Source organism: Pseudomonas sp. BAY1663 (assembly GCF_000582595.1).
GTDB lineage: Bacteria > Pseudomonadota > Gammaproteobacteria > Pseudomonadales > Pseudomonadaceae > Stutzerimonas > Stutzerimonas stutzeri_AF.
Genome location: NZ_AZSV01000077.1, coordinates 1 through 20,191, shown reverse-complemented (window position 1 = coordinate 20,191; position 20,191 = coordinate 1). Strand labels below are relative to the sequence as shown.

The following is a 20,191-nucleotide window of genomic DNA, read 5'->3' as shown; positions in this document are numbered from 1 at the left end:
GGGCCGCGTCGGCAGCCGGCGCGGCAGCTGCGGCGGGGGCCGGAGCCGGTGCGGCAGGTGCCTGGGCGTAGATGGGCTGCTGCATCGCCACCTGCTTGCTGTGGCGGCTGATGCGCACGGACTCTTCACCCTCGTGGATCTCGAGTTCGTCGATACCGGACTCTTCCAGCAGTTCGATCAGTTTCTTGACTTTGCGAATATCCATGAAGCATTGACTCCCAGGTAAGTTCGAAGGGCATTGCTGCTCGCGTGTTCAGGACTCGGAGGCGAGTTCTCAGGAAGCAGCGAGTTGTTCCAGGGCGGCCTCCAAGGCCAGTCGGTAGCCGCTGGCGCCAAGGCCGCAGATCACCCCTACCGCGATATCGGAAAAGTAGGAGTGATGGCGGAAAGGTTCACGTTTGTGCACGTTGGACAGGTGCACTTCGATGAATGGGATGCTCACGGCCAGCAATGCGTCACGTAATGCGACGCTGGTGTGCGTGAAGGCGGCCGGATTGATCAGGATGAAGTCGACACCTTCGCTGCGCGCGGCGTGGATGCGCTCGATCAGTTCGTATTCGGCATTGGATTGCAGGTGCAGCAGGTGATGCCCGGCATTGCGGGCGTACTGCTCCAGATCCTGATTGATCTGTGCCAGCGTCACCGCGCCGTAGACGCCCGGTTCGCGGGTGCCGAGCAGATTCAGGTTCGGGCCGTGAAGGACCAGAAGCGTGGCCATGCCTATTCCTTGTTTTTCTTGGGTGCGCCGAGCCGGCGGAAGGGCGGGCTCGCGGAAAGTGAAAAACTATGCCCGAAGCATGGGCTGACTGTCCAGTCATGCCGGGCGATCGCGTGAAATGCCCGCATTATGGCTGGAGTTTGCCGCAGGAGAGCCGCGCTACAGTCGTGCCGCCGCACGGCCCAGGCGCTCGGCGAAGCCGCTGGCATCGATTTCGCCGACCACGCGCACGTCCGCCAGCTCGTTGCCGGCCCGGTCGAAGAAGAGGATCGCCGGCGGGCCGAACAGCTTGTAACGGTCCAGCAGACCGCGCTGGGCGGCATTGCTTTCGGTGATGTCGAAGCGGATCAGGCGGTAGTCGGCCAGCCTCGGCGCCACCTGCGGATCGGCGAAGACCTCGCGTTCGATCACCTTGCAACTGATGCACCAGTCGGCATACCAGTCGAGCATCAGCGGCTGGCCGGCCGCGCGGGCCGCCGCCAGTTGCGCATCCAGCTCGGCGGGGGTCGAGACGGTGTGCCAGCCTTCGATGGCGGTGCCGCCCTGCAGCATGGCGCTGGCCCTGGGCAGTGGTCGCAGCGGATCGGAGCCGCCTTGCAGGGCGCCGACCCAGGCCGCCAGCGCATAGACCAGCAGGGCCAGGCCGAGGAGTTGGGCCAGCTTCTGCCGTGGCGTCTTGCTGGTGAACTCCAGCGTGCCGAGGAACAGCGCGCTGCCGGCGGCGAGCAGGCCCCACAAGGCCAGTGCCGCCGGGCCGGGCAGCACGCGCTCGAGCATCCACACCGAGACGGCCAGCAGCAGTACGCCGAAGATGTTGCGCACGCTGACCATCCAGGGGCCGCTCTTGGGCAGCAGTGCACCGCCGCCGGTGGCGAACAGTATCAGTGGCGTGCCCATGCCCAGCCCCAGGGCGAACAGCTTCAGGCCGCCGCCCAGGGCATCGCCACTGGCACTGATGTACAGCAGCGCACCGGCCAGCGGGGCGGACACGCAGGGCGACACCAGCAGGCTGGACACCGCGCCGAGCAAGGCGGCGCCGGTGAACGAGCCGCCGCGGGCGTTGCCGGCCAGGCGGTCGAGGCGGCCGCCGACGGCCTGCGGCAAGCGCAGCTCGAACAGGCCGAACATGGCCAGCGCGAAGACCACGAAGAACAATGCGAAGGGCACCAGGATCCACGCTGATTGCAGGCGTGCCTGCAGATTCAGCTCCGCGCCGAACACGCCCATCAGCGCGCCGAGCACGGCGAATCCTCCTGCCATCGGCAGGACGTAGGTCACCGACAGCAGGAAGCTGCGCAGGCCGCCGGGTTGGCCGCGCAGGACCACGCCGGTGAGGATCGGCAGCATCGGCAGCACGCAGGGGGTGAACGTCAGGCCCAGGCCGGCGAGGAAGAACAGCGCGACCGAACGCCATGACAGGCGGCCATCCTCGACGGATCGCTCGGCGGGGGATGCGGTCGCCGGGCTGGCGCCGCCGCCGATGGCGATCGATTCGGTCTCCGGCGGATAGCACAGGCCCTTGTCGGCGCAGCCCTGGTAGGACACCTGCAGGTCGAAGGAGCGGTTGTCGGGGTTGTTCACCGGCAACTGGATATCGAGGATGCCGTAGTAGACCTCGACCTCGCCGAAATAGTCGTCGACCTTCTGCACGCCGGCAGGGAGCTGCGCTTCGCCGAGGCTGACGCCCGGCTCCGTGGTCCGGAAGGCGAAGCGGTGGCGGTAGAGGTAGTAGCCTTCGGCCGCGACGAAGCGCAGCGTGATTCGCTCGGGTGTCGCTTCCGCCAGGCTCAGGCGGAACGCCTCGCGCACCGGCAGGAAGTCCGCGCTGTTGTTCAGCGCACCGCCGAAGGTGGGGCTGGGTTTGGTGTCGAACAGGCCGGCACTGGCGGGCAGGACGAACAGCAGGAGAAGCAGACTCAGCAGACGACGCATGACGATCTCACGGTAAAGCAGTGGCGGCATGATAACCAAGCCGGGTGGCCGGCGCCCATGTTCAACTGTCGCTCTGCCGATCAGTTTGCAACCAAATGCTGTCGTCCTGCTCGATGCCCGGCAGGGGTTGCAGGAACTGGCCGGCGCAGGGGCCGACGACGCACTCGCCCGATTCGATGAGAAACAGTGCGCCATGGGTTGCGCACTGCAGCATGCTGCCGCTCTCGTCGAGAAACCGGTCGGCCTGCCATTCCAGCGGCACGCCGCGGTGCGGGCAGCGGTTGCGGTAGAGGTAGACGCGCCCCTCGCGGCGGACTGCGATCAGCTTGAGATCGGCGAGGCTGAAGCCGCGGCTCTGGCCTTCGCCCAGTTCGGATGTGGCGCACAAACGGATCATCGAGTCCTCCCGTGTGAGCGGCGATTATCGCGCAGCGACGAGGCATGCGCAGCGGAATAAACACACCGTGCACTGGCGGTGCCGTCGGTGGGCTTTTATCCTTCGCCGCTCATACCGTTTGGCGAAGCATTCGATGGGTTCTGCCGTTTCCGCGCGCATTCTGTTCCCGGCGCTCGGCCTGCTGCTGCTGGTCTCGCTCTGGCTTTCGCTGGCGCTGGGGCCGCTGAGCCTGCCGCTGGGGGATACCCTGCGTGCCGTCCTGCGACTGCTTGGGCTGCCACTGGCCGCGGACGGGCTGGAGCGGGCCGAACTGATCGTCGCGCAGCTCCGCTTGCCGCGGGCACTTCTGGGGCTCGCGGGCGGAGCGGTGCTGGCCTTGTCCGGGGTGGCGATGCAGGGCCTGTTTCGCAACCCGCTGGCGGACCCGGGTTTGATCGGCGTGTCCAGCGGGGCGGCGCTGGGCGCGGCGGCGGCCATCGTCGGCGGTGCGTTGCTGGGTGGGCTGCCGGCGATAGTCGAGCCCTATGTGCTGTCGTTGTCGGCGTTCCTGGGCGGGCTCGGCGTGACCCTGCTGGTCTATCGCCTCGGACGCCGGGACGGCCAGACCCATGTCGCCACGATGCTGCTCGCCGGCATCGCGCTCACGGCGCTGGCCGGCGCCTCGATCGGGCTGTTCACCTACCTGGCCGACGATGCCACCTTGCGCTCGCTGACCTTCTGGAACCTCGGCAGCCTGAGCGGCGCCAGCTATGGACGCATGTGGCCGTTGCTGCTGATCACCGGCGCGGTGGCGCTGTGGTTGCCGCGCCGGGCCAAGGCACTGAATGCATTGCTGCTCGGCGAATCCGAAGCGCGCCACCTCGGGTTCGACGTCGAGCGCATCAAGCGCGAGCTGGTGATCTGTACCGCCCTGGGGGTCGGTGCTGCCGTGGCTGCCGCGGGGCTGATCGGCTTCGTCGGCCTGGTGGTTCCGCACCTGATGCGCCTGCTGGTGGGGCCGGATCACCGTGTCCTGCTGCCGGCCTCGGCGTTGGCTGGCGCCAGCCTGCTGCTGCTCGCCGATATCGTTGCGCGTATGTTGCTGATCCCGGCGGAGCTGCCGATCGGCATCGTCACTGCGTTGCTCGGTGCGCCGTTCTTTCTCTACCTGCTGCTGCGGGGGCGAGCCTGATGCTGCGTGCCGAAGGGGTGACAGTCCGGCGTGGCGCCATAACGGCGCTGCAGGGGATTCATCTGGACTTGCCGGCGGGCCAGGTGTTCGGCGTGCTCGGCCCGAACGGCGCGGGCAAGAGCACCCTGCTCGGCGCTCTTTGCGGCGAGCTTGACTGCAGCACCGGGCAGGTCCTGCTGCACGGGCGCCGCTCGATGGCTGGCCGGACATCGAGCGGGCACGGCGGCTGGCGGTGCTGCCGCAGAGTTCGAGCCTGAACTTCGCCTTTCGTGTCGAGGAGGTGGTCGCAATGGGGCGATTGCCCCATTGCAGCGGGCGGGCGGCGGATGCACGGATCGTCGAGGCGGCTCTTGCGACAGCCGATGCGCTGCATCTTGCCGCACGCAGCTACCTCACCCTGTCCGGTGGCGAGCGCCAGCGTGTTCATCTGGCGCGGGTCTTGGCGCAACTCTGGCCGGGCGCCGAGGGGCAGGTTCTGCTGCTCGACGAGCCGACCTCGATGCTCGATCCGGCGCACCAGCACAGCATTCTCCAGGCTGCCAGGCGTTTCGCCGCGCAAGGGGCGGCGGTGCTGGTTGTCCTGCACGACCTGAATCTGGCCGCGCGCTACTGCGATCGCCTGCTGCTGCTCGCGGAGGGGAGCGCCCAGGCCAGCGGGACGCCGCAGGAGGTCTTGCGTGCCGAGCCGCTGCGCGCGGTATTCGGCCTGGAGGTCCTGGTGCAGCGCCATCCGGAGCGCGGCCATCCCTTGATCATCGCCCGCTGAGGAGTTCGCCGTGCGCCTTTTGTTGCTGTTGGTCCTGAGTCTGCTGGCCGCCTGCCATTCGCTGCCGGAGCTGCCTGAGTGGCAGAGCCCCGAAGGGCGCGAACATGCCGACCTCGGTTCGATCGTCGACCTGCGCAGCGGCGCAACGCTGACACCAGGGCAGTTGCTGGCCCGGCTGGAGAATGCCGAGCGATTGCTGGTCGGCGAGCGCCACGACAATCCGGATCATCATGCCTTGCAGCTATGGCTGCTGCAGGCTCTGGCCGAGCGCCGCGCGCAGGGTAGCCTGTTGCTGGAGATGCTCACGCCGGAGCAGCAGGCGCGGGTGGACACAGTCAGGGCCGACGTGCGCGAGGGCTGCATGGCGGACGATCTGCCCGCTGCACTGGCATGGCAGGACGGCTGGGACTGGCAGCTCTACGGCCCGCTCGTGCGCCATGCGCTGGCGCAGTCCTATCCGTTGCTGTATGCCAACCTGGGGCGTGAGGAAATCACCGCTCTCTATCGCGCCGCGCGGCAAGTGAATGGGCGGGCCAGCGGGGCGAGTGCGGTGCGTGATGCATTGCGGGCCCAGATCAGGGCGTCGCATTGCGACATGCTGCCCGAATCGCAGCTGCCGGCGATGCTCGCGGTGCAGCAGCAACGCGATCGGCGCATGGCCGAGCGCTTGCAGGCCGCGCCGAAGCCGGCCATGTTGCTGGCCGGGGCCTTCCATGTGCGGCGCGATCTGGGCGTGCCGCTGCATCTGGAGGATTTGTCCGCTGGCGCGGCGCAGGTCTTGGTGCTCGCCGAGGTGGGCGAGCGGGTATCGGCCGAGCAGGCCGATTTCGTCTGGTATACGCCGGCCCAGAAAGAGCAGGACCATTGCGAGCAGCTGCGCACGCGCAAGCCATGACAGGATGTTCGATGGCGGCGACTTTTCCGCAGGCAAAAAAAGACCCGGCAGAGCCGGGTCAAAACCGTGATTAGCCTGATGAGGAGATAACCTGAAGACCCGACTGCCTGGAGTCTTCAGCTATCGACTGACCTCGCGATCAGTTGTGATAATAATAACAATTCTCATTTGTGTGTCAACCGCCTTTCTAAAAAATATTCTCCGCGTTCCCGGGCGGCCCGTTTCGGGCTATGCCGGTACGCCGACCCGCAGCTGGGTGACTTCCTTGTTCAGCAGGTCGATGCGGCGGGCCATGCTTTCGATGAGGCTGTGGGCGATGCGCGGGTTGCTCTGCGTCAGCCCCAGGAACTGCTCCTTGGGGATGACCATCACCGTGCAGGGTTCGCGGGCGATCACCGTGGCGCTGCGGCGCTCGCGGGTGAAGACGGCCATGGCGCCGAAGATCTCGTCCTTCTGTACGTCGCCAACCTTCTGCCCATCGACGATGGCATCGGCCTGGCCTTCGATGATGATGAAGACGTTGTCCGCTTCGTCGCCCTGGCGGATCAGCTCCTCGCCGGCGGCGAAGTGCTTGAAACCGGTGGCAGGACGGATTTCCGGCTGCTTGAGGCGGGCGAGGGCATCGGAGAGCAGTGCGGTGTGGCCGATCAGGTACTGGGTGAACAGTTCCTGGCGGTGTTCGTCGGCATGAATGTGCTGGAAGACCGCGCTGCGCGCGTAAGGCATCAGCCTGAGCGGCTCGTCGCTGCAATAACGCCACTCCGGCAGCTCGCTGCCCTGGCGCAGGCCGATCAGGTCGCCTTCCTGCAGGTAGAACAGCGGCTTGGCGTCGATCAGGGCGTGCAGCAGGCCGGCTTCGATGATGAACAGCTGTTGTGCCGGAAGCTCGGCGCACAGATTCTCGGTGTGCTTCAGTTCGATGCTCGGGCCGGAGGGCTGCAGCCTTCCAGCAACTGAGCGGGGATTCCTTGCAGGCGGTTGATCAGGCGATCGGCGTAGGCCGGTTGCTCCCCGAGTAAATACATGTCGGCAAATCCTTGAACGAACGGGCGGGCGATGGGCAGGGACTCTCTCGCGCACAATAGGCTCGGCCGCTGGGCCGAGTAAATCCTGCGCCGTGGAGGTTGTGAGCTAGCTCTTGTTGTCGTGCCCGCCGTTCAGATGGCGGTTCAGCTCTTCCTTGAGGGGCGTGGGCAGTTCCTGCCAGGGCAGGTCGCGCAAGGCTCCCTCGATTGCGTACAGCAAAACCCGGGAGGCGCCGAAACCGCGTGCCTTGACGGCCCTATAGGAGCTGACCGAGCCCAGTCGCCTGAGGTCTTCCGCCGTGTGGATGCCCGATGCGTGCAGCCATTGCACCGAGGTTTTGCCGAGATTTCGCAGAGTGAGCAGTTCATCGTGCATGGCGGCATCCTTACGGTGTTAAGGGCTGTCGGCGAGCCCTAGCGGTTTGGGTAGCCTGTCAGGAAGTGTAGCGGCCAGCGAATCCGCCGCTGGCGGTCCGGCTGGCCCCAGGCGGCTGCCAGTTGTGGCTCCAGCCTCGCCACGGGGTCCTCGCCGTTGACCCGTTGCCATTTCTTCACGGCGGACCAGGTGCGCAGATAGCCGGTGAGCTGGTGGAGATCCCATTGCGCCTCGAGGGCGAAGGCGGGCGTTTCGATGCCTGCGAAGGGCAGCTGGATGTCGCGGTAGCCGGCGTCCACGCTGGCGCGCCCGTCCGGCCAGTAGCCGGCGAGGGTCGTGGCGTACAGCTGCTGGGTGATGTCGTCCAATGCTGGCGTGATCTGCAGCAGGCTGTAGCACCAGGCGCAGAACAGGCCGTCCGGCTTCAGCGCCAGGCGCGCCTGGGCGAAGAACTCGGGGGTGGCGAACCAGTGCAGCGCCTGGGCGACCACCAGCAGATCCAGTTGCGCAGGTTTCAGGGGCAGTTGCTCGGCTTCGGCAACGAAGCGTTGCACGCCTGGCCAGCAGCGTTCGGCAGACAGCTGCTGCGGGCTCGCATCGCAGGCGAGCACCTGCCGGAAATGCCGGGTCAGCGGCAGGCTGGCCTGGCCGTTGCCGGCGGCCAGGTCCAGCGCCAGGTCGGTGCTCGTGCACTGATGCGCCAGCCAGGCGAACAGCGGTTCGGGGTAGGTGGGACGGAATCGGGCGTAGTCGTCGGAGTGCGCCGAGAACAGCTGGACGCTGTCGCTGGCCGGGCGGGGTGCCCGGGGTTCGCTGGCAGACATATTGGCTTCCCGCGGTTGATTATCGGCAGTATAGAAGCACCGCCGCGCTCTGCGTGCGGCGGTGCTTTCCGCTCAGAGCCCGGGCAGGTGCTGGCGGATGCTGGCGACCAGGTCGTCGAGGCTGCCGGCGTCCTGTGTATCGACCCGGCGGCTGTGCGTCAGCTCGCTTTCGCTCAGCGCCTCACGGCTGGCGCGCTGGGCCTGGACGACTTCCAGAGTGGCATCCGAAGGATCGCCGCCTTCGGCCTGGCGTTGCGCCAGCCATTGCGCGATCACCGCATCGGGCGCCTCGCAGTCGAGGATCAGGAAGGGCACGCCGGTGGATTCGGCGATCTGCCACGCCGCCTGGCGCTGCGGTTGCTTGAGGTAGGCCGCATCGATCACCACGGAGAAGCCGGCCTGCAGGGCGGCCTTGGCGAGCTGGTGCAGGCGCTGGTAGGTCGCCTCGCTGGCCTGCTGGCTATAGATGCCGGTGTCGAGCTGGCCTTGCTGGGCCTGCGGTTGTTCGCCATGCAGGCGCTTGCGTTCGACATCCGAGCGCAGGCGCACTGCGCCCAATGCTTCGACCAGGCGCAGGGCGACGTGGCTCTTGCCGACGGCGGACACGCCATGGGTGATCGCCAGGAAGCGCGAGGGAATGGCGCTGTAGCTTTCCGCCAGGTTGGCATAGCTGCGGTACTGGCGCAGGACCACCTTGCGCTGCACGGCGTCCTGCTCCTGGTACAGGCGGAACAGGCTGACCTTGGCGCGCACCAGGGCACGATAGGCCTTGTACAGGTTGAGCAGCTCCACTGCGGCGTAGTCGCCGGTGCGTTCGAGCCAGCCATTGATGAAGCGTCGGGCCTGGCACTTGAGGCCGCGGTCCTCGAGGTCCATGGCGAGGAACGCGGCGTCCGAGGCGATGTCGATCAGGCGGAATGGTTCGTTGAACTCGATGCAGTCGAACAGCACCACCTTGTCGTCGATCAGGGTCGCGTTGCCGAGGTGCAGGTCGCCGTGGCACTCGCGGATGAAGCCCTGCTGGCAACGCTGATCGAGCAGCGGACCCAGGCGCAGGATGCTGGTTTCGGTCCAGTCCTCCAGCGCGTCGAGTTGCTGCAGGTCGGCCGCTTCGCTGAGCAGCGGGCGGATCTGCTCGAAGTTCTGCCGCATCGGCGCGACGATCGCCTCGGCGCTGTTCAAGCGTGGTCGGCCGGGACATGGGGGGTATTCAGGTGGAAGCGGGCGATCTGTTCGGCCAGCGCGTCGATGTGTGCGTCGGTCAGTTCGCCGCGCGCCTGCACCTCGGCCAGCAGCTGGGTTTGCGGGAATTCGCGCATCTTCAAGACGTATTCGAAGGGCTCGCCCGCGCCGTCGATCACTGGCGCTTCCGCAGAGCCGCTGATCGGCAGCACCTGCAGGTAGAGCTCGGGCGCCATGCGCTGGTTCAGCCGCAGCTCCTCCTCGCAGAAGCGCTTGCGCGCCGCGAGGGTGGTGAAGTCGAGAAAGCCGAAGTCGACCGGCTTCTTGATCTTGTAGGCATAGGCGCCGGTCAGGATCACCCAGGAGATGTGCGTCTCGATGACCCGGAAGCTCGACGGGATGCGGGTACAGGGCAGGGTTCTGCAGGGCGGCGATCAGTGTCTGGCTCACGGTCTTTCCTTGTTGAATTTCTTGGACGGGGCGTGCGAGTCCTCTGCGAAGCAGTCCACACAGTCGAAAAGTCGCTGGCATTATGGCCGTTGGGCGTTGCGCTGCAAACCGCCGAGAGGCCGTCTGTCCGCTGCGGCAAAGTGCGTATAATGCGCCGCCATGACTAAATCCCGCTCCCCTCGTACCCGCTCGAAACGCCGCTCCGGCGGGGCCCGCCCCTGGCTGGGCTGGGCGATCAAGCTTTCCATCGTCGGCCTGGTGATCCTCGCCGGCTTCGCGATCTATCTGGATGCCGTGGTGCAGGAGAAATTCTCCGGCAAGCGCTGGACGATCCCCGCCAAGGTCTATGCGCGGCCGCTGGAGTTGTTCGTCGGGCAGAAGCTGGACAAGAACGATTTCCTCGCCGAACTCGATGCCTTGGCTATCGCCGCGAAAAGGCGGTGAGCGGCCCAGGCGGTGCCTCGGTGGCCGGCAACAACGTGGAACTGCACACCCGGGGCTTCCAGTTCTATGAAGGCAACGAAGAATCGCAGCGGCTGCGGGTGCGCTTCTCCGGTGACTTCGTCGCCGGGCTGAATCGCGCCAACGGCGGCGAGCTGCCGGTCGCGCGGCTGGAGCCGGTGCTGATCGGCGGCCTGTATCCGGCGCACAACGAAGACCGCATCCTGATCAAGCTCGACCAGGTGCCGCCGTACCTGGTGGAAACGCTGGTGGCTGTCGAGGACCGGGAGTTCTTCCATCACTTCGGCGTCTCGCCCAAGTCGATCGCGCGCGCGGTCTGGGTGAACCTGACCGCCGGCCAGGTGCGCCAGGGTGGCAGCACTCTGACCCAGCAGTTGGTGAAGAACTTCTACCTGACCAACGAGCGCAGCCTCAGCCGCAAGGCCACCGAGGCGATGATGGCCGTGCTGCTGGAACTGCATTACGACAAGCAGGAAATCCTCGAGGCCTACCTCAACGAGGTGTTCCTCGGCCAGGATGGCCGCCGGGCGATCCACGGCTTCGGCCTGGCCAGCCAGTACTTCTTCGGCCAGCCGCTGGCCGAGCTGAAGCTGTCGCAGGTGGCGCTGCTGGTCGGCATGGTCAAGGGGCCGACCTACTACAACCCGCGGCGCAACCCGGAGCGGGCGCTGGAGCGGCGCAACCTGGTGCTAGATCTGCTGGCCGAACAGCAGGTGGTCAGCGTCGAGGAGGCGGCGAAGGCCAAGCAGGCGCCGCTGGGTGTGACCCAGCGCGGCAGCCTGGCCGACAGCTCGTATCCGGCGTTCCTCGACCTGGTCAAGCGCCAGCTGCGCCAGGACTATCGCGACGAGGACCTGACCGAGGAAGGCCTGCGTGTATTCACCAGCTTCGACCCGATCCTCCAGCTGAAGGCCGAGCAGGCCATGAGCGAGACCCTCAAGCGCCTTGGCAAGAATACCGAAGGGATCGAAGGCGCGATGATGGTGACCAATCCGGAGACCGGCGAGATCCAGGCCATGCTCGGCAGTCGCCAGCCCGGCTACGCCGGCTTCAACCGCGCGCTGGATGCGGTGCGGCCGATCGGCTCGCTGATCAAGCCGGCCATCTATCTGGCTGCGCTGGAAAAGCCCAGCCAGTACACGCTGACCAGCCTGCTGGAAGACGAACCCTTCTCGGTCAAGGGCGCCGACGGGCAGATCTGGAAACCGCAGAACTATGGCCGCCAGGCCCATGGCACGGTGTACCTGTACCAGGCGCTGGCCAACTCCTACAACCTGTCCACCGCCCGCCTCGGGCTCGACCTGGGCGTGCCGAACGTGCTCAGGACGCTCGAGCGGCTGGGCGCTTCACCGAAGTGGCCGGCCTACCCATCGATGCTGCTCGGCGCCGGCGGCTGCGCCCGATCGAGGTGGCCGGCATGTACCAGACGCTCGCCAGCGGCGGCTTCAATACCCCGTTGCGTGGCATTCGCAGCGTGCTGACCGCCGATGGCGAGCCGCTCAAGCGCTATCCATTCCAGATCCAGCAGCGCTTCGATCCCGGTGCGATCTACCTGACCCAGTACGCGATGCAGCGCGTCATGCGCGAAGGCACCGGCCGTTCGGCCTATAACCGCCTGCCGCAGTCGTTGAACCTGGCCGGCAAGACCGGGACCACCAACGATTCGCGCGACAGCTGGTTCGCCGGCTTCAGCCAGGATCTGCTGGCGGTGGTCTGGCTCGGCCGCGATGACAATGGCAAGACCTCGCTGACCGGCGCCACCGGGGCGCTGCAGGTCTGGACGGATTTCATGCGGCGTGCCGACCCGCTGCCCTTGCAGACCCCGGTGCCGGATAATGTGGCGTACGCTTGGTTGATGCGCGCAGTGGCCTGGGCACCGACGAGCGTTGCCCGGGCGCGGTGCAGATGCCCTACATCCGTGGCAGCGAACCGGCTCCCGGCCCGGGCTGCGGTATCCAGGCTCCGGTGGAGTCGGTCATGGACTGGGTGCGCGGCTGGCTGCAATAGGCCGGCCTGCGTTACGCCCCGGCTGTTTAGTGAAGAGGTCTGAATAGTGAACAAGCAATGGATGACTGTTCTGGCGGTCGTCGCCTGATGCAAGGCTGTGCCACCGTCGATCGCCGGGCGATCCCGGTCGTCGACGCCGGGGCGCCGGTCTCCGAAGAGCTGGCGGCGCGCCAGGGCTATCGTGCCCCGGCTGCTCCCGTGGCGGCACCGCAGCAACGGGAGGCAGACTCGGGCGTCGTGGTGATGGTGCCCCAGGGCGGCTCGGCCCCCCTGCAAACCTTCGCCGCACCGGACAGCGCATTTTCCGGGACGATCGATTCGGGCAGCGCGGCGCAGCCGGCCTGGCAGCCTGCGCCGTCGATCTCGGCGCCGGCCAGCACGCCTGCGCCGAGCATGCCCAGCGGGATTCCCTCCTCCGGCAGTGGCCTGGCGGCCGACGAGCAGCTCGACGGGCCGGTGCTGGCGCTGCTGACCACCGCCCAGCAACAGCAGGGCGGCGGCGACCTGAATGGTGCCGCTTCCAGCCTGGAACGCGCCCAGCGCATTGCCCCGCGCGAGCCGCAGGTGCTCTATCGGCTGGCACAGGTGCGATTGGCGCAGGGCGATGCGGTGCAGGCCGAGCAGCTCTCCCGGCGTGCGCTGAGTTATTCCAGCGGGCGTCCTGCGCTGCAGGCGAGTCTCTGGGAGCTGATCGCGCAGTCGCGTGAGCGCCAGGGCGATACGGCGGGCGCCGCGCAGGCCCGTGAGCGGGCCAAGGTCAACCTGTGATGGATGCGCGTTTGCCGGCGGTGGCGCAGCAGCTGTTGCTGATCGAGCGCGAACTGCGCGTGCTCGGGCTGTGGGCGGCGGCGCCGCCGACGCTGGAGGCGCTCGCCAGCAGCGAGCCCTTCTGCGTCGATACGCTGCCATTCGAGCAGTGGCTGCAATGGATCTTCCTGCCGCGGATGAAGACGATCGTCGAGGGTGGGCTGCCGCTGCCGGCGGCTTCCGGTATCCATGCGATGGCGGAAATGGTTTATCGCGAGCGGCAGGTGGCGGGGCTGTTGGAGGCGTTGCTGCGGTTCGATGAGCTGATCGTGAACGCCTGACGCCGCTCGAACGGGGTGGGGCGCCTCGCTTGTTGCGCCCCCGATGGCGGAGTGGCCGCGGTACGCGGGCGCGGCCGCATCAATTGCAGTTTTCTGCGATTTTCTCTTGGGTTTCCGTGATGCGGGCCTGGCGCTCCTCCTCGGTGATGCGTCGGACTTCGCCGTTTTCCTCGACTCGCACGCGCGGGTTGTTCTGCAGTTGCGCCAGGTTGGTGCGCAGCGTCTCGCAGTAGCGCTTGCGCTCGGCCTCCTGCTCGGCCACCTGCTGCTTGACCTGGCGGTCGATGCTGCGCTGATCCGGCGCGGCGGCGGGCTCGCCCTGCGGGGAGGCCTGCGGCGCCGCTGCCGGCCTTGCCGGGGCGGTCACCGTGTTGACGGTTTCCGCTTGCTGGCCCTGGGGCGGCTGTGCACCGAAATGCGTGACCCCCTGGGCATCCACCCATTTGTATACCTGGGCGGCCATGGCCGTACTGCTCAGCGCCAGCAGCAGGCCGCCGGCAAGAAACATGAATCGCATGCTGTTACCTTCGTCTGGATCGGAAACCGGCTGCCACTATACCCAAAACCCCCGGCACCGCTTCTGCACCGCGTCACAGCCGAAAGCGCTCGAGCGCAACGGCGGGCTTGACTTGCCGCTGCTGAATCCGAACAATCCGAGGCTTGCTGTCCTGAGTCGCCTCGCCGCAAGCGATACCGGCTCAGTCTAGACAGACATGAGGTGCTACCCGCGCCGACCTGCATCACCCGCAACGCGTTACCTCGCGCTGGGTGGAGAGCCCGCGACACCAGGGACTCTTCCAATACTGGCTCAGTCAGTGGCTGACGTAGTCGGCGACCACCGTCGCTCATGCCCTGCTGGCAGTAAACCTTTTCTGGCGGCTCCGGCTTGGACCGCTATCTGGCGTTCAGAGGTGAACAACGTGGAACTCTTATCCGGCGCTGAAATGGTCGTCCGCTTCCTGCGTGACGAAGGCGTTAAGTACATCTACGGGTACCCGGGCGGTGCCGTTCTGCATATCTACGATGCGCTTTTCAAAGAGAAGTCCATCGAGCACATCCTGGTTCGTCACGAGCAGGCCGCCACCCACATGGCCGATGGCTACGCGCGCGCGACCGGCAAGGCTGGCGTGGTGCTGGTGACCTCCGGTCCTGGGGCGACCAATGCCATCACCGGTATCGCCACCGCCTTCATGGACTCGATCCCGATGGTGGTCATCTCTGGTCAGGTGCCCAGCACCATGGTGGGCACCGATGCGTTCCAGGAAACCGACATGATCGGCATCTCTCGGCCCATCGTGAAGCACAGCTTCATGATCAAGCATCCTTCGGAAATCCCCGAAGTGATGAAGAAGGCGTTCTACCTCGCCGAGTCCGGTCGCCCGGGGCCGGTTGTCATCGACATTCCGAAAGACATGACCAACCCGGCCGAAAAATTCGAATACGTCTACCCGAAGAAGGCCAAGCTGCGTTCCTACAGCCCGGCCGTGCGCGGGCATTCGGGCCAGATTCGCAAGGCGGCGGAATTGCTGCTGGGCGCCAAGCGGCCGATCATCTACGCCGGTGGCGGCGTGGTCCTGGGCAAGGCCTCGGCGCAACTGACCGAGCTGGCGAAGATGCTCAACCTGCCGGTGACCAACACCCTGATGGGCCTGGGCTGCTATCCGGGCAGCGACCGCCAGTTCGTCGGCATGCTCGGCATGCACGGCAGCTACACCGCCAACCTGGCGATGCATCACTCCGACGTGATCCTGGCCGTCGGTGCGCGTTTCGACGATCGCGTGATCAACGGTGCGACCAAGTTCTGCCCGAACGCCAAGATCATCCATATCGACATCGATCCGGCGTCGATCTCCAAGACCATCAAGGCGGACATCCCGATCGTCGGCCCGGTGGACAGCGTGCTCACCGAGATGGTCGCCATCGTCAAGGAAATCGGTCAGGCGCCGAATGCCGAGACCGTGGCCAGCTGGTGGAAGCAGATCGACGAGTGGCGCGGCAACGGCCGGCTGTTCCCCTACAACGAGGGCGATGGTTCGATCATCAAGCCGCAGGCCGCCATTGAGGCGCTCTGCGAAGTGACCAGGGGCGAGGCCTATGTAGCCTCGGACGTCGGTCAGCATCAGATGTTCGCCTGCCAGTACTACAAGTTCGACAAGCCCAACCGCTGGCTCAACTCGGGCGGCCTCGGCACCATGGGCTTCGGTCTGCCGGCAGCCATGGGCGTCAAGCTGAACTTCCCCGAAGCCGATGTCGCGGTGGTGACGGGCGAGGGCAGCATCCAGATGAACATCCAGGAGCTGTCCACCTGCTTGCAGTACGACCTACCGGTGAAGATCATCAACCTCAACAACGGTGCGCTGGGCATGGTCCGCCAGTGGCAGGACATGGTGTACAACAGTCGCTACTCGCACTCGTACATGGAGTCGCTGCCGGACTTCGTCAAGCTGGCCGAGGCTTACGGCCACGTCGGCATGCGCATCACCGAGCTCAAGGATCTCAAGCCGATGATGGAAGAGGCGTTCGCCATGAAGAATCGCCTGGTCTTCCTGGATATTGCCGTCGATACCGCCGAGCACGTCTATCCGATGCAGATCAAGGATGGTGCGATGCGTGACATGTGGCTGAGCAAGACGGAGCGGACCTGACCATGAGACACATCATTTCCCTGTTGATGGAAAACGAACCGGGTGCGCTGTCCCGTGTGGTCGGTCTGTTTTCCCAGCGCAACTACAATATCGAGAGCCTGACCGTCGCGCCGACCGAGGATCCGACTCTGTCGCGTCTGACCTTGACCACCGTCGGGCACGAGGAGGTGATCGAGCAGATCACCAAGAACCTCAACAAGCTGGTGGAAGTCGTCAAGCTGGTGGATCTGTCGGAGAGCGCGCATATCGAGCGCGAGCTGATGCTGATCAAGGTCAAGGCCACCGGTGCCCAGCGCGCCGAGGTCAAACGCACCACGGATATTTTCCGCGGGCAGATCGTCGATGTGACCACCAGCGTCTATACCATCCAGCTGGCCGGAACCAGCGACAAGCTGGACAGCTTCATCCAGGCCATCGGCACCGCGTCGATTCTGGAAGTCGTACGCAGCGGCGTCACCGGGATTTCCCGGGGCGACAAGGTCCTGAGTATCTAACGGCTGGCGGGCGTGTCCGTCCGACAGTCAGCAACGTTTTATCGAATGGCCCACGAGGCCGGCAATAGGGGTAGTTCATGAAGGTTTCTTACGATAAAGACTGCGATCTTTCCATCATCCAGGGTAAGAAGGTCGCCATCATCGGTTATGGCTCCCAGGGCCATGCCCACGCCTGCAACCTGAAGGATTCCGGCGTCGACGTCACCGTCGGCCTGCGTCCGGGTTCCACTTCCATCGCCAAGGCCGAAGCGCATGGCCTGAAGGTCAGCGACGTACCGGCCGCGGTCGCCGCCGCCGATCTGGTGATGATCCTCACCCCCGACGAGTTCCAGGGCCGCCTGTACAAGGACGAGATCGAGCCGAACCTGAAGCAGGGCGCCACCCTGGCCTTCGCCCACGGCTTCTCGATCCACTACAACCAGGTCGTGCCGCGTGCCGATCTGGACGTGATCATGATCGCGCCGAAGGCCCCGGGCCACACCGTACGCTCCGAATTCGTCAAGGGTGGCGGCATTCCGGACCTGATCGCGGTCTACCAGGACGCTTCCGGCAATGCGCGCAACGTCGCGCTGTCCTACGCCTGCGGCGTGGGCGGCGGCCGTACCGGCATCATCGAAACCACCTTCAAGGACGAGACCGAAACCGACCTGTTCGGTGAGCAGGCCGTGCTCTGCGGTGGTTGCGTCGAGCTGGTCAAGGCCGGTTTCGAAACCCTGGTCGAAGCCGGCTACGCCCCGGAAATGGCCTATTTCGAGTGCCTGCACGAGCTGAAGCTGATCGTCGACCTGATGTTCGAAGGCGGCATCGCCAACATGAACTACTCGATTTCCAACAACGCCGAGTACGGTGAATACGTCACCGGTCCGGAAGTCATCAACGCCGAATCCCGTGCTGCCATGCGCAATGCCCTCAAGCGCATCCAGGACGGCGAGTACGCCAAGATGTTCATCACCGAAGGCGCCGCCAACTACCCGTCCATGACGGCCTATCGTCGCAACAACGCGGCGCATGGCATCGAAGTGGTCGGTGAGAAGCTGCGTGCGATGATGCCCTGGATCGCGGCCAACAAGATCGTCGACAAGAGCAAGAACTGATCGTCGTTCTGCTGGAGAAAAACGCGGCCTTGGCCGCGTTTTTTCGTTCTGCCCGCCAGGCATCTGGTATAAATCACGGGCTTGGCCGGGCTGAACCGCGTATCCCCTGGTCTGGTCGAAATTATCCGTACCTGTTGTAAAGGTGATTGTGCATGAGTGAACAAGCTGAAGAGCCGAACAAGCCAGTCGAGCCGGAAAGCATCCTGCCGATCGACGAGCATGTCGAGGAGACCCAGGAGCCCGACGGCCGCAAGGTGCGTCACCGGGGCATCTACCTGTTACCCAACCTGTTCACTACCGCCAATCTCTTTGCCGGCTTCTTTTCCATCATTACCGCCATCAACGGCAATTTCTACGTGGCTGCCGCGACGGTGTTCGTCGCCATGGTGCTGGACAGCCTGGATGGTCGGGTCGCCCGCCTGACCAATACCCAGAGCGCCTTCGGTGCCGAATACGACTCGCTGTCGGACATGGTCGCCTTCGGCCTGGCGCCTGCGGTGCTCGCGTACGAGTGGGCGCTGTCCGAATTGGGCAACGTCGGACTCACCGTGGCCTTCATCTATGTAGCTTGCGCGGCTCTGCGCCTGGCGCGCTTCAATACCCAGATCGGCAAGGTCGACAAGCGCTGGTTCATCGGGCTGGCCAGCCCCGCCGCCGCCGGGGTGGTCGCCGGTTGGGTCTGGGCGGTCTGGGCGCTCGACGAGTCGGGGATCCGCGGCGTGGATCTGCCGCTGGTGCTGGTCATGCTCTTCGCGCTGATGGTCGCCGCCGCGGGCCTGTTGATGGTCAGCAACATCAAGTACTACAGCTTCAAGGATCTCGATCTCAAGGGGCGGGTGCCTTTCGTCGCCATTCTGGTGGTGGTGCTGGTGTTCGCCGTGGTCTTCAGCGACCCGCCACGGGTCCTGCTGTTGATCTTCCTGGCCTATGCCGCTTCCGGTCCGGTGCAGTTCCTAATGCAGTTGCGTCGCCGCAAGCGCGCCGAGGGTTGATTTTCTGTCCGGGGCCGCGCCTTATTGGTTCCTTCCGGCCAATATGCGGAGGCCCGCATGCTTATCAAGACTCCCGTTTCCGGCGAATGCCATGAGTCAGAGGTGACGCCGGAGGCGGTTTACCTGAATCGCCGCCGGCTGCTCCAGGGGACACTGCTGTCCGTTGCGGCAGCGGGCATATCGCCGTTCGCCAAGGCTGCTGAGCGCTACGAGGGCGTGGAGCCGGCGCCAGCCTCGGCCTGGTTCACTGAAAAGCTGGCCGAGGCTCGTTGGCAGGCGATCGTGGCCCAGGGCGAGGCGATCACGCCTTTTTCCGACGCCACGCATTACAACAACTTCTACGAATTCGGTCCCAACAAGGGCGACCCGGCGCGCCATGCGTCGGCGTTGAAGGTCGAACCCTGGGCGGTGGTCGTCGACGGGGAGGTCGGTAACCCCGGGCGCTACTCTCTCGAGGATCTGTTTCCGCAAGGCCGTCTGGAGGAGCGCATCTACCGGCTGCGTTGTGTCGAGGCGTGGTCGATGGTGATTCCTTGGCTGGGCTTTCCCTTGGCCGATCTGATTCGCCGGCTGCAACCTCGTTCTGCCGCCAGGTTCATTCGCTTCGAAACGGCCTACAGGCCCGAGGAGATGCGCGGTACCCGTTCGGGCTTCGCCTTGATCGACTGGCCCTATGTCGAGGGCCTACGCATGGATGAGGCGATGCACCCGTTGACCTTGCTGACTGTCGGCATGTACGGGCGGGTCCTGCCCAACCAGAACGGTGCGCCTCTGCGCTTGGTCGTACCCTGGAAGTACGGCTTCAAGAGTATCAAGTCGATCGTGCGGATCAGCTTCGTGCGTGATCAGCCGGCGACCACCTGGCAGACGATGGCTCCGCAGGAGTACGGCTTCTACGCGAACGTGAACCCCAAGGTCTCGCATCCGCGCTGGTCCCAGGCGCGCGAGCGTCGCCTTCCCGGCAGCCTGTTCAGTCCTAATTTGCGTGACACGCTGCTGTTCAACGGTTACGCCGAGCAGGTGGCGGGTCTGTATAGCACGATGGATCTCAGCAAGGACTATTGATGCGTTACGCGTGGTGGCGGATCGCGATATTCACCTGCGCGGCAAGCGTGCCTTGTTACTGGCTGGCCCTGGCTTGGCAATTCGCGCTGGGGCCGGATCCCGGCAAGGTGCTGGTCGACAATCTGGGCCAGGGCGCTCTGGTGTTGCTGCTTCTGACCTTGGGGATGACACCTCTGCAACGGGTTACGGGTTGGGGCGGCTGGCTGGCCGTGCGCCGCCAGCTCGGGCTTTGGACGTTCAGCTATGTCCTGCTGCACCTGACCAGCTATCTGTATTTCCTGCTGGGCGGCGAGTTCTCCCGTCTGGGTGAGGAGCTACAGGAGCGGCCATACATTCTGGTTGGCATGCTCGGGTTCCTGGGGTTGACGGCATTGGCACTCACCTCCAATCGATGGAGCATGCGTCGGCTCGGTAAGCGCTGGAAGGCGCTGCACCGACTGATCTATCTGATCGTCATCGCCGCACTGCTGCACATGCTCTGGGTCGTTCGGTCAGATGTCGGGCGCTGGTTCCTGTACGCCGGTATCGCCACGATGCTGCTCGCGTTGCGGATTCCGGTCGTTGCTATCGCTCTGGGTAAGTTGCAGCGTGGGAAAAAGAAAATCCGT

Annotated in this window: 16 protein-coding genes and 5 pseudogenes; 12 read left to right on the top strand and 9 right to left on the bottom strand. The window is 65.4% G+C overall.

Going from position 1 to position 20,191, the window contains the following annotated elements; all coding sequences use genetic code 11:
* From BAY1663_RS18015 to BAY1663_RS18000, 4 genes and pseudogenes are all read right to left on the bottom strand, one after another.
* A pseudogene (locus tag BAY1663_RS18015) lies at positions 1-205 on the bottom strand (acetyl-CoA carboxylase biotin carboxyl carrier protein); the annotation flags it as partial.
* Positions 206-274: 69 nt separating this feature from the next.
* Positions 275-718 (bottom strand): type II 3-dehydroquinate dehydratase, encoded by a 444-nt coding sequence (gene aroQ / locus BAY1663_RS18010; RefSeq protein ID WP_037043337.1) that lies wholly within the window; start codon positions 716-718, stop codon positions 275-277.
* Positions 719-877: 159 nt separating this feature from the next.
* The gene (locus tag BAY1663_RS18005) at positions 878-2,680 is read right to left on the bottom strand and encodes a protein-disulfide reductase DsbD (protein ID WP_128576382.1); all 1,803 of its coding nucleotides are present in this window, start codon (positions 2,678-2,680) and stop codon (positions 878-880) included.
* Positions 2,681-2,711: 31 nt separating this feature from the next.
* Positions 2,712-3,047, bottom strand: coding sequence for a Rieske (2Fe-2S) protein (locus BAY1663_RS18000; protein WP_037043333.1), 336 nt, complete (start codon positions 3,045-3,047; stop codon positions 2,712-2,714).
* A gap of 187 nt (positions 3,048-3,234) precedes the next feature.
* Here BAY1663_RS18000 and BAY1663_RS17995 point away from each other — a divergent pair, with 187 nt between their 5' ends.
* From BAY1663_RS17995 to BAY1663_RS17985, 3 genes and pseudogenes are all read left to right on the top strand, one after another.
* Positions 3,235-4,218 (top strand): iron ABC transporter permease, encoded by a 984-nt coding sequence (locus BAY1663_RS17995; RefSeq protein WP_164838471.1) that lies wholly within the window; start codon positions 3,235-3,237, stop codon positions 4,216-4,218.
* A pseudogene (locus BAY1663_RS17990) lies at positions 4,218-4,984 on the top strand (heme ABC transporter ATP-binding protein). The gene BAY1663_RS17995 and the pseudogene BAY1663_RS17990 overlap by 1 nt, the downstream one beginning before the upstream one ends.
* Before the next feature lie 10 nt (positions 4,985-4,994).
* The gene (locus BAY1663_RS17985) at positions 4,995-5,879 is read left to right on the top strand and encodes a ChaN family lipoprotein (RefSeq protein WP_037043329.1); all 885 of its coding nucleotides are present in this window, start codon (positions 4,995-4,997) and stop codon (positions 5,877-5,879) included.
* Positions 5,880-6,107: 228 nt separating this feature from the next.
* Here the strand turns inward: BAY1663_RS17985 and BAY1663_RS17980 are convergent.
* The 4 genes and pseudogenes from BAY1663_RS17980 to BAY1663_RS17965 form a co-directional block, all read right to left on the bottom strand.
* Positions 6,108-6,904 (bottom strand): annotated as a pseudogene (locus tag BAY1663_RS17980) (cyclic nucleotide-binding domain-containing protein).
* Positions 6,905-7,010: 106 nt separating this feature from the next.
* Entirely contained in the window at positions 7,011-7,280 is a 270-nt protein-coding gene (locus BAY1663_RS17975) for a TfoX/Sxy family protein (RefSeq protein WP_037043327.1), read from the bottom strand.
* A gap of 38 nt (positions 7,281-7,318) precedes the next feature.
* Entirely contained in the window at positions 7,319-8,104 is a 786-nt protein-coding gene (locus tag BAY1663_RS17970; protein WP_037043325.1) for a class I SAM-dependent methyltransferase, read from the bottom strand.
* Between the two features lie 72 nt (positions 8,105-8,176).
* Positions 8,177-9,736 (bottom strand): annotated as a pseudogene (locus tag BAY1663_RS17965) (AAA family ATPase).
* 159 nt (positions 9,737-9,895) lie between these two features.
* Between BAY1663_RS17965 and mrcB the strand changes: the two are divergent.
* From mrcB to BAY1663_RS17950, 3 genes and pseudogenes are all read left to right on the top strand, one after another.
* Positions 9,896-12,205 (top strand): annotated as a pseudogene (gene mrcB / locus BAY1663_RS17960) (penicillin-binding protein 1B).
* A gap of 57 nt (positions 12,206-12,262) precedes the next feature.
* Positions 12,263-12,973: a tetratricopeptide repeat protein gene (locus tag BAY1663_RS17955; protein WP_037043323.1), complete on the top strand. Its 711-nt coding sequence runs from the start codon at positions 12,263-12,265 to the stop codon at positions 12,971-12,973.
* Positions 12,973-13,293 carry a YqcC family protein gene (locus tag BAY1663_RS17950; RefSeq protein ID WP_037043320.1) on the top strand — a complete coding sequence of 107 codons (321 nt, stop codon included), beginning with the start codon at positions 12,973-12,975 and terminating at the stop codon, positions 13,291-13,293. The genes BAY1663_RS17955 and BAY1663_RS17950 overlap by 1 nt, the downstream gene beginning before the upstream one ends.
* A 79-nt stretch (positions 13,294-13,372) precedes the next feature.
* On the opposite strand, the gene BAY1663_RS17945 is transcribed toward BAY1663_RS17950, so the two are convergent.
* On the bottom strand, positions 13,373-13,810 hold the full coding sequence (locus BAY1663_RS17945) for a DUF4124 domain-containing protein (protein WP_037043318.1): 438 nt from the start codon (positions 13,808-13,810) through the stop codon (positions 13,373-13,375).
* A gap of 403 nt (positions 13,811-14,213) precedes the next feature.
* Here BAY1663_RS17945 and BAY1663_RS17940 point away from each other — a divergent pair, with 403 nt between their 5' ends.
* The 6 genes from BAY1663_RS17940 to msrQ form a co-directional block, all read left to right on the top strand.
* The gene (locus tag BAY1663_RS17940; protein ID WP_037043341.1) at positions 14,214-15,938 is read left to right on the top strand and encodes an acetolactate synthase 3 large subunit; all 1,725 of its coding nucleotides are present in this window, start codon (positions 14,214-14,216) and stop codon (positions 15,936-15,938) included.
* Positions 15,939-15,940: 2 nt separating this feature from the next.
* Positions 15,941-16,432: an acetolactate synthase small subunit gene (gene ilvN / locus BAY1663_RS17935; protein WP_013983830.1), complete on the top strand. Its 492-nt coding sequence runs from the start codon at positions 15,941-15,943 to the stop codon at positions 16,430-16,432.
* Positions 16,433-16,509: 77 nt separating this feature from the next.
* Complete coding sequence (gene ilvC, locus BAY1663_RS17930; protein WP_037043316.1) at positions 16,510-17,526, top strand: ketol-acid reductoisomerase; 1,017 nt, start codon at positions 16,510-16,512, stop codon at positions 17,524-17,526.
* Positions 17,527-17,678: 152 nt separating this feature from the next.
* Positions 17,679-18,518, top strand: a complete 840-nt coding sequence (pssA, locus tag BAY1663_RS17925; RefSeq protein WP_037043314.1) for a CDP-diacylglycerol--serine O-phosphatidyltransferase — start codon at positions 17,679-17,681, stop codon at positions 18,516-18,518.
* Between the two features lie 57 nt (positions 18,519-18,575).
* Positions 18,576-19,583: a protein-methionine-sulfoxide reductase catalytic subunit MsrP gene (msrP, locus tag BAY1663_RS17920; RefSeq protein ID WP_037043312.1), complete on the top strand. Its 1,008-nt coding sequence runs from the start codon at positions 18,576-18,578 to the stop codon at positions 19,581-19,583.
* Positions 19,583-20,191 (top strand): protein-methionine-sulfoxide reductase heme-binding subunit MsrQ (gene msrQ / locus BAY1663_RS17915; protein ID WP_037043310.1); only part of this gene is annotated, 609 nt, incomplete at its 3' end. The genes msrP and msrQ, both read left to right, overlap by 1 nt.